An 8,295-nucleotide genomic window follows, 5' to 3' on the forward strand; every position below is an offset into this window, starting at 1 on the left:
TTATTGCATCGGCGACTTGTTCTATATTACACCTCTATACTCTAATCGTCAATAGCTTTTATCCTTTTTATTTTATAAATTATAAAGGGTATTTTTATACTCCGTTCCTAGAGAGTAATAAACTAGTGCAGTCACTTTCATAATCGACAGTTTATACTTTCTAAAGAATGAATATCAAGCCAAACAAATATATATTAAAAGTAGCTTTTTTATTTCGATTACATTCACAATTATCTCCTACCACTTCTCTCGAGGAATGATAAATACACCATATATTTACTAAAAATCTAATTAACTTAGGAGGCGTTATGAAATGCATGTTAATAAGAAAATCATTTATGTATCCCATGATGCCCATTTCCACGGAGCACAGCTGCTTTCTTTACATACTATTAAAGCTCTTAAAGAAAACTTTCATTACTCCGTCGCAATTATTTCTATTGGAACTGGCATCTTAATCCACGATTTTCAAAAGTATGGCCCTGTTTATTGCTTAGAGGAAAACTACCCAACGAAAGAAACGGTCGAATTATTAATAAAGAAGTTATTATCACAAGACTATACCGTCGCCATATGTAGTACTGTCATAAGTGGTGATATAGTTGCATTACTAGCTAAACATAATATAAAAGTTATTTCATTAATACATGAATTGCCGCATTTAATACAACAGTACTCTGCTGAGGGAAAAGCGAGAAACATTGCCAAGTCTGCTCACAAAATTATCTTCCCTTCACAATACGTGTATGAAAAATTCCGTACAATCACTCAATTAGACCATCAAAAGTGCCACATCCTCCCTCAAGGTTTGTTTAACCACAACCCTTATAAGAACAATATTACAAAAGCGAGAAACGAATTAAGAAAAAAACACAACCTGCCTCTAGATAGCAAAATCATTTTGGGGGTAGGTTTCGCTGATCATCGAAAAGGGATAGATTTATTCTCACTTATTGCTTACTCAGTAAGAAAGATTCATAGAAATATTCATTTCATCTGGGTTGGGAGAGCGGATGTTCGCTTTTTAAACACGCTATCACCTAGATATACAGAACATTTCACATTAGTGGAGCCTACTCCAGATATCGGTTTATATAACGCTGGTGCTGATTTATATTTATTAACTTCAAGAGAAGATCCTTTCCCAAACGTGGTTTTAGAAGCATTAGATACAAAAGTCCCTGTTATAGGGTTTAAAAACGCTGGAGGTTTTGAAGATGTTGTTACGGAAAAAACCGGCGCATTAGTAGACTATTTAAACTTACCGATGATGCTGGAAAGAATATATGAATTTATCGGGGATGAGGATTTACGATTACAAAAAGGGACCTTTGGCCAAGAACTTATTGAAAAAGATTTCAACTTTCTTCATTACGTTTATCAATTATTAAACTTGCTTGAGCATGATTATAAAAAAATAAGCGTCATTATACCGAACTATAATTACGAAAAATACTTACCCGAACGAGTTAAATCAATATTAAATCAAACCTATCCCCTTTACGAACTAATTTTCCTAGACGATGCCTCTACTGACAATAGCGTATCTATATTTGAAAAGCTGCTCTCAAACGAAAATAAACACCACCTGAAAGTTCAGCAGATTATTAATGATAAAAACTCTGGTTCTGTATTTAAACAATGGATAAAAGGTATCTCTGCAGCAACCGGTGATTATATTTGGATTGCTGAGGCCGATGACTTATGTGATCAGACATTTTTAGAAGAAGTAATACAAGGGTTTCATATAGATAGTGATGTTGCCCTAAGCTACACACAATCAAAACAAATAGATGAACAAGGAAATACCTTGGCTAATCATTATTTGGATTACACCAATGATATTGATAAGGAGAAATGGCAGAGTTCTTATGTCCGAAAAGGGATAGATGAAATACAAGATACGTTACTTATCAAAAACACCATACCTAATGTCTCAAGCGTGGTTTTTAAAAACATAGATATAAAAACAACAGCAAAACAATTGGAAAAGTTTAAAGTAGCTGGTGATTGGTTTTTCTATGTTTCTATTCTTAAAGAGGGGAACATTTATTTCAATCCAAAACCTCTAAACTATCATAGACGACATACAAATAGTGTAACGAAAACAGAATATTCATATTCCCATTACAGTGAAGTTATACAAATGCAGAATTTCATTACAGACGCCTTTACTATCGACGACATTTCAAAAAAGAAAATGTATGCATATAGAAAGTACCTTAAGGCATATTTGAAGGTTTAATTATATATTTTCTTTACCATCCGTATCTCTTATAAGACATTACTATTATTTAAGGGGGTTACGCTTTGAAAGAATTTATAGAGGCAAATAAAGGTTTGATTTCTCAAATTGCACACAACTACAATGTAAATGCAAGTATCCACCCAGAGGATCATATCTTTCAATTCCTTGTCACGAATCCAGTCTTTCCATCTAAAAAAGAAGCGATAGATTATTATTTTAAAGATGGAAGAAAATCAGCAGAAACACTCTTAGATTTAATTACTTCCTTTTATCCTCCTGTAGACACTCCAATTGAATTATTAGAATTCGCATCCGGATATGGCTGCGTAACACGTCATTTATTACACCTACAAACGAACTTACATATAACTACCTGTGATATACATGAAGAAGCTATTACTTTTATTGAACGCACATTACATACTTCTTCTATCTTATCTCATCCTGAACCTGAACAAGTAAAATTATCGTCTACGTATGATATCGTTTTTTGTCTATCCTTTTTTTCTCATATGCCTGATACAACTTGGTTTCGTTGGCTTCAAACATTGTATAATGCTGTTTCCCCTGGCGGATTATTCATTTTCACAACCCATGGATATCAAAGTAAAAAGTACTTCGGCTTTCCAGATTTAAATAAACAGGGTTATTGGTTTCTCCCCTCTAGTGAACAACTGGATTTAGATGTGCATCAATACGGGCAAACGATCGTTAGCCCCTCTTACGTATGTGGCAAAATTAAATTATTACCTTATAATCCTATCATCCAAAAATACACTGAAGGTTTTTGGTGGGAACATCAAGACCTTTGGGTAATAAAAAAAGAAATAAAATAATAAACCACGCTCTACTTATACAGAAGTAGGGCATGGCTTATTATTTTTTACTATATAAGAACTCTTCAATCCATAGCTTATTTAACCTAATTCCACTTTTGAAATCTATTTTCGGTTCCCAATTACAATCTCGTCTTACTCTATCTATATTTAAAATGATTTTTTGAACATTTTCTTGCTTTTGTTTATAGCAGATAAAGTCCACTTTTCTTTCCGTTAATTTCTCCAATTCTACTATAATTCGTTTTAAAGAGAGCCCCTTGCCGCTCCCTATATTATACACACAAGATTTCAAGTTATTTAATTGCGATAGTTGTATAGTGACTTCCACTAAATCATCGATATAAATATAATCTCGAATAATCTCTTGTGGATTCCCATATATATTAATCTTTTCATTACTGAGATGCTGATACAAAAAACAATTTATTGCCCCGACTTTCTTTAAAGGATTTTGATATTTCCCATATGGATTAGAATATCTACATACAACATAGTCAATTCCATATTTTTTCTTATAAAAGTACAAATAATTTTCAAGCGACACTTTTGTTATTCCATAAGGAGAAAGTGGTTTTAATGGATGTTCCTCATTAATAGGTAAATATTCCGGTTCACCATAAACTGTGCCTCCAGAAGATGCTAATACAATTTTTTTAATAGGAAAAGTTTTAACACTTTCCATGAAATTAAGAAAAAAAAAGCTACTGTTCATATCTCCGAAAACATCTTCAATTGAAGTTGCTACATTAGACGTTGCAGCTAAATAAATAATAATATCCACATTCACTAAAGCTTTATATATATCTTCAACATTGGCTAAATCACCTTTAATAAATTCAACCTCACTTATAATATTTTGAGGAAAATTATTTATATGCCTGGAAAATACTTTTACATTTTGCCCTTGTTTCAATAAACCTAATGCGAGGTTAATACCAATGAAACTATTTCCACCTACTATTAAATAATTATTCTTCCCCATAATATCCTCTCTAGTAATAAGATTTTTGCTTATCACACCTAGAAATACAAATAAATGAACTTGGACACTTCTATTATTTCTTCTCTTATAATTGTATGCCCCTTATACATTTTCATTATCTTTATTTTACATTTCCCTTTTAGAATCGTTATCTTATTTAAGATGACAGCAAAATACACTCATAATATTTACTCATTCCCATGAATATATTGGATTAATAAAAAATCCTCTTCCTATACCCTTAAAAAAAGGAGTGTTAAACTCATGAAAAATATACATCAAGAACTTTTAAATTATGTAACCCTACATAAAGATCGAATCCCGCATTTCCATAAGGATTTTCCCCTTATATTATTTTGGAGTCATAGAAGCGGATGTACCGCATTAGCTAATTGGTTCTTCTTTCAAATTGGATTATTTCCTGAAGCAAAGAAATACAATGATTTTATTCATTACTATGAGTTCTGGGTATATAAAAATAACCCCAATTATATACAGGCGTTACATAGCTGTCTGCTAGAATCAAAAAAACATGTTTGTAAACTCGTACGAAATCCCTATACAAGGGCCGTTAGCTCATTTTTATTACTTGCTGACAATCCTTATGCTAGCCCTCAATGGGATAGTATCCGAAAGTGTTTTTATAATGACAAGCATAGTAAACAAGGAATATCATTCAAACAATTTTTATATTACGTTCAAACACTTGGTTCCAATTCCCAAGTAACAGATATGCATTTTAGTCAACAATACGTCCAAGGTGAAGAAGCTTTTATCCAACGCTATATACCTTTAGAAGATTTTAATAAACAAATTCCCAAAATAGAAAACGAATACGGTTTAATTAAATCCGACCTAACAAAAATTACAAGTTCAGGTCATCATCGCGCTCACAAGATGGTTTATACAGGAAGCTATGCAGAGCTTAGTATTACAGATGAAGCCTTTCCCCGATTTCCAACATACGCAAGCTTTTATGACAAAGAAACAATGGATTTAGTTACAGAAATATACGCAAAGGACTTTGAAATGTATCCATACACGAAAGGGATATTTTAAGTCTATATATTCTTCAATGAATAAAAGCAAATATATCGCATAGCATAAAGTGAAACTTTAATTACTGTGTGGGTTCTCTCCCCACTAATTATTCTCTTCTACCAATATTACTTTTATGGGTTCCCTAATTTTCACCCACTCAATTTGATTTAGCTGATTGGTGACGTGTGTGCGATATGCATTTTTTACACAGGAGTGATGTCATGTGGAAGGTAATTTGAAGCACAATAATGGATACTGCGTTATTTGTGAGAAGGAAGCTACATTTATCGAGCATAATGATTGGCTTAGAGATCACTACTTATGTTCTACATGCCACTCTATACCAAGGCAACGCGCTTTAATCCATGTTTTAAATACATTTTTTCCTAAATGGGATTCCTATCATATCCACGAATCCTCTCCTGGAGGGATTACAACTCAACTACTAATAAAAAACTGTAAAAACTATACATATTCTCAATACTTTAAAAACTACCCTCTCGGTCAATACTTTCAAGGAATTAGATGTGAGAACTTAGAAAATATGACTTTCCAAAATGAATCTTTTGATTTGTTCATTACTCAAGATGTTTTTGAACATGTAATGGAGCCAAACAAAGCCTTTAAAGAAATAGAACGTGTATTAAAGCCTGGCGGCGCTCATGTGTTTACTGTCCCTTGGTATCATACACTCCCAAAGACTTTACAACGAGCAAGAATCAATAAAGAAGGAATTGAGTATATGGAAGAGCCAATTTATCATGGAAATCCTATTGATGAGAATGGGTCTTTAGTAACATTTGATTGGGGTCAAGATATGATTAAATATATTTATACACATGCAAACATGTATACAATTGTTTATTTACAAAAGGATAGATCACTAGGATTAGATGCTGAATTTCTTCATGTTTTTATTAGTAAAAAACACGAACATAATTTTTAGGCACTATATAATTTGGAGGTTAACAAATGAATAACTTTAAGTTAGGAAGTGATTTTGATAACCTTGTTAGCCCACTTTCTGATGTTGAACTTCTAAATCTATTTATACAAAGTTGCTCACAAACAAAGATAAATGGCATCCCAGTACCTATGTTCCCCCCCGAAGAAATTCAACAACAATTTGTAGGTGCTTCCTATGAACATGCTCTTTATGAAGCATATTTGTTTTATAGCCATGTAAAAACATATGCCCAAAATTTAGGCGTTCCCTTGAATAAAAAACGTAAAATTTTAGACTTTGGTTGCGGATGGGGAAGAATTATACGCTTCTTTTTCAGAGATGTTCATGATGAAAATTTACTTGGTATTGATGTAGATCCCTTGATGATTACTCTTTGTAATGAAACATTAGGAAGAGGGATATACAAAACAGCTAATCCACACCCCCCTGTAGAATTTATTAGCGACAATTCATTAGACATCATATTCGCTTATTCTGTATTCTCACATTTATCCGAAGAAACTGCAGAACATTGGATAAAGGAATTTTCAAGAATTCTTCGTCCAGGTGGAATCTTCATTGGAACAACACAAGCACGCTATTTTCTCGATTTCTGTCAACAATTCAAGGAACATCCTGAATTAATTCAAACCGGGTGGCATAAAACTTTATCTCAAGCTTTTCCGGATATAAATCGTGCTATCTCGGATTTTGACAGTGGCAATTTTGTTCACAGTCCTACAGGAGCTGGTGACGTTAGAAATAGTAGTTTTTACGGAGAAACTGTTATACCTAAAACTTATATTAAAAATCACTATGAAAAGTATTTAAAGCTACGGGACTTTTTCGATGATGTAAACCGATTACCCCAAGCCCTATTTGTTCTCCAAAAAGATTAACTATTTTCGTTCATAATAATGCACGTAATTTCATAATGAAAATCATTTTATCTCAGCCATATATATTAAATCATCCAAGATTCCTCTATCGAGCAAACTGTAAAAACGAATTCATTATGAAGCATAACAAAGTAGTAAGTAAATAACCTATCCATCGCTTTAAACTGGATCCCAAAAGTCAAAAGTAACTTCCCACCACTTGAATTACGAAGAACATAAGGGGGATATACCTTGAAAATAATTGCTTTTTACTTACCACAGTTTCATCAAATAAAAGAAAATGACCGCTGGTGGGGGAAAGGTTTTACTGAATGGACAAATACTAAAAGTGCACGACCTTTATTTGCAGGACATTATCAACCTAGAGAACCTTATCAAGATTTTTATTATGACTTAACCACCCCATCCGTAAGAAAATGGCAAGCAGAAATTGCCAAAGCACACGGCATATATGGTTTTTGTTATTACCATTACTGGTTTAAAGGAAAGAGGCTATTAGAGACACCCTTTAATGAAGTACTTAAGACGGGCGAACCCGATTTTCCATTTTGCCTTTCTTGGGCAAATGAACCGTGGACAAAAACTTGGGATGGCCTTGATAGTCACATATTAATGCCTCAAAATTACGGAGAGTTATCGGATTGGAAAAAACACTTTGAGTATTTATTACAAGCTTTCCAAGATGAGAGATATATCCGTATAGATGATAAACCACTATTTATTATTTATCGTCCTGGGCATATCCCTGATTGTGAGCAAATGCTTAATTACTGGAATATACTCGCAACAGAAAATGGTTTAAAAGGTATATACTTCGTAGAAACATTAAACAGCTTTCCACTTCCTAATATAAATGGATTCGATGCTAGCATTCAATTTGAGCCTTTTTATACAATTGCTCATGATAGCTCTTCAGATATAAATAAAACAATATATGAGTCTGGTAAACAAATAAATGCTTGGGATTATGATAAAGTGTGGATGTATATATTAAAGCGATCTCCTTCAGAGAAAAAAACTTTTCCCGGTGCCTTTGTTGACTGGGACAACACCGCACGCCGCAAAGACTTAAATAGCAGCATCTTCTTAGGTTCTACCCCTGAGAAGTTCACGATATATTTAAGTAAGCAAATCCAACGTGCCTATTCCCTTTACAACAGCGAGTTTTTATTTATTAATGCATGGAATGAATGGGCAGAAGGTACTTACTTAGAACCAGATAAAAGACATGGATTCGCCTATTTAGAAGGAGTTAAACAGGCAATTAACAGAGGTATGAAGGCATACAAAAAAGACGAGTCATTCTGACTCGTCTTACAGTTGCTTGGCGACGTCCTACT

The 8,295-nt window shown here is 33.2% G+C and carries 7 protein-coding genes; 6 read left to right on the top strand and 1 reads right to left on the bottom strand.

Annotation, left to right across the window (positions count from 1 at the left end):
* Positions 1 to 313 precede the first annotated feature (313 nt).
* Together DN390_RS29920 and DN390_RS29925 are read left to right on the top strand one after the other, a co-directional pair.
* Entirely contained in the window at positions 314 to 2,245 is a 1,932-nt protein-coding gene (locus DN390_RS29920) for a glycosyltransferase (RefSeq protein ID WP_147809299.1), read from the top strand.
* A gap of 65 nt (positions 2,246 to 2,310) precedes the next feature.
* Positions 2,311 to 3,084, top strand: a complete 774-nt coding sequence (locus DN390_RS29925; protein WP_147809300.1) for a class I SAM-dependent methyltransferase — start codon at positions 2,311 to 2,313, stop codon at positions 3,082 to 3,084.
* Positions 3,085 to 3,124: 40 nt separating this feature from the next.
* On the opposite strand, the gene DN390_RS29930 is transcribed toward DN390_RS29925, so the two are convergent.
* A complete protein-coding gene (locus DN390_RS29930; RefSeq protein ID WP_147809301.1) occupies positions 3,125 to 4,069 on the bottom strand; it encodes an NAD-dependent epimerase/dehydratase family protein in 945 nt (314 codons plus the stop codon).
* Positions 4,070 to 4,333: 264 nt separating this feature from the next.
* Here DN390_RS29930 and DN390_RS29935 point away from each other — a divergent pair, with 264 nt between their 5' ends.
* The 4 genes from DN390_RS29935 to DN390_RS29950 all read left to right on the top strand — a co-directional run bounded on the left by DN390_RS29935 (position 4,334) and on the right by DN390_RS29950 (position 8,263).
* Positions 4,334 to 5,128: a sulfotransferase family 2 domain-containing protein gene (locus DN390_RS29935; RefSeq protein ID WP_147809302.1), complete on the top strand. Its 795-nt coding sequence runs from the start codon at positions 4,334 to 4,336 to the stop codon at positions 5,126 to 5,128.
* Between the two features lie 205 nt (positions 5,129 to 5,333).
* Positions 5,334 to 6,056 (top strand): class I SAM-dependent methyltransferase, encoded by a 723-nt coding sequence (locus DN390_RS29940; RefSeq protein WP_097952513.1) that lies wholly within the window; start codon positions 5,334 to 5,336, stop codon positions 6,054 to 6,056.
* Positions 6,057 to 6,082: 26 nt separating this feature from the next.
* A complete protein-coding gene (locus DN390_RS29945; RefSeq protein ID WP_097952515.1) occupies positions 6,083 to 6,955 on the top strand; it encodes a class I SAM-dependent methyltransferase in 873 nt (290 codons plus the stop codon).
* Between the two features lie 231 nt (positions 6,956 to 7,186).
* A complete protein-coding gene (locus DN390_RS29950; protein WP_147809303.1) occupies positions 7,187 to 8,263 on the top strand; it encodes a glycosyltransferase WbsX family protein in 1,077 nt (358 codons plus the stop codon).
* Positions 8,264 to 8,295: the final 32 nt, after the last annotated feature.

The organism is Bacillus sp. SH7-1 (assembly GCF_008042405.1).
Classification (GTDB): domain Bacteria; phylum Bacillota; class Bacilli; order Bacillales; family Bacillaceae_G; genus Bacillus_A; species Bacillus_A thuringiensis_N.

Bases quoted from the DNA above. Each gene is read 5' to 3' on its own strand.
- DN390_RS29920 (WP_147809299.1), top strand. From the start codon at position 314: ATGCATGTTAATAAGAAAATCATTTATGTATCCCATGATGCCCATTTC.
- DN390_RS29930 (WP_147809301.1), bottom strand. From the start codon at position 4,069: ATGGGGAAGAATAATTATTTAATAGTAGGTGGAAATAGTTTCATTGGT.
- DN390_RS29935 (WP_147809302.1), top strand. From the start codon at position 4,334: ATGAAAAATATACATCAAGAACTTTTAAATTATGTAACCCTACATAAA.
- DN390_RS29945 (WP_097952515.1), top strand. From the start codon at position 6,083: ATGAATAACTTTAAGTTAGGAAGTGATTTTGATAACCTTGTTAGCCCA.